Origin of the sequence: Corynebacterium sp. HMSC070H05 (assembly GCF_001837615.1) — a bacterium.
Lineage (GTDB): Bacteria > Actinomycetota > Actinomycetes > Mycobacteriales > Mycobacteriaceae > Corynebacterium > Corynebacterium coyleae.
Genome location: NZ_KV833271.1, coordinates 1 through 1,323 on the forward strand (window position 1 = coordinate 1; position 1,323 = coordinate 1,323).

The 1,323-nt window shown below is 55.4% G+C and carries 1 protein-coding gene; it reads right to left on the bottom strand.

Features of this window, described 5'->3' with window-relative positions:
* Window positions 1–85: 85 nt before the first annotated feature.
* Window positions 86–1,323 (bottom strand): integrase core domain-containing protein (locus HMPREF2617_RS00025; protein WP_141762966.1); only part of this gene is annotated, 1,238 nt, incomplete at its 5' end.

A 1,323-nucleotide genomic window follows, 5' to 3' on the forward strand; every position in this document is an offset into this window, starting at 1 on the left:
CTAGACGTGTTATGTCCATGAACATTTTGGACATGGAGTCCAGCCACTTATTGGACACGGAGTCCAGGAGCTTTTTGGACTTTGGCTAGTGTTTCGGTTTGCGTCTTTTTGGCCGGGGTTTGGATAGGTTGGGGCGCAGCTGGGGTGGTTGGCGGTGTTTCATGCCTTCGACGTGGTTGATGTTGATTACTCCGCCGGCTGGGCGGTGTTTGAGCTTGATCGGTAGCGGCACACTGAAGAGGAATTCTCCGTCGTGTGCGGTGAAGAATTCAGCGACGTTATCGGCAGTAACGTGGCTGAGCAGTTTGCGGCTTTTGAATCTCAATCCGACATACAGCGGGTATCCGAGGATGTGAACTGCCCCGTGGCGGCTGATGGTCAGTTCCAAGGGGATATCAAAGCGCTGCTTTTTGACTGCTTCATACGGGTCTATGCTGGTCGTATCCGTATGCGATGCACCTGGCGTGGTGATTGCACGATCGGTGTTGACCCTGGGTGAAGTGGCAGCTTCCCCGGGGTCGTTTGTGTATGCAGGCTTCGGCTTTGCATGGGGGTTGTTGGCGAGGTTGTAGTCGACAACGCGCTGCCAGACCGCTTCAGGATCAAGCGGAGTTGTAGGTGATTCAGCCTGCGGGAACGTTTCCCAGGCTTGTTCGGGCGTGATGTGCATCTTGCCGACGAGCAGGCTTTGATGTCGCCGATGTTTGTTGTAGACCTCGCGGTAGGCCGCAAGCGCTTTTTGCAGTTCGTCGAATGTTTCCGGTGTGCGTGCGTCGAGAAACTGCACCAACGTGCGGTGGGAGCGTTCGTCTTTGCCTTGCGTAGTTGGGGCGAAGCCAGCAATTGCCAGCACACCTTGCTTCGCCAACCAAACTTCTGTGGCTGATAGACGACCGCGGTGGTAGGTGGCAAACGCTTCACTGTTGTCCGACAAGATTTCCTGCGGTTTGCGGTATCGGTCGAATGCTTCTTTCAAGGTGATGCGAGCATCCTCGCCGTTTTCAGGCCGGGGAAACGCTTTTGTGCCAACATCGAATCTGCTGGCGTCATCAATAACTTGATAGATCGTGACCTGGGTATGTTCGACGTCGAATAGCCGGTAGACCACAGCATCGATCTGCCACAGTTCACACACAAAGTCGCGGGCAAACCGCTTATACGAACTGCGTGGGCGCTTGCGGGCATTCGCGTCAACTACTCCAGCGTCGTGCAGCCAATTCGCGATGGTCGATCGAGATGGAGTGCGCTCCGGGCCGATTGTGTCGAACAGGTGGTAGAAGATCGACAACGGGCCGTAGTCTAGCCCCTGCTCTTGCAACGTGA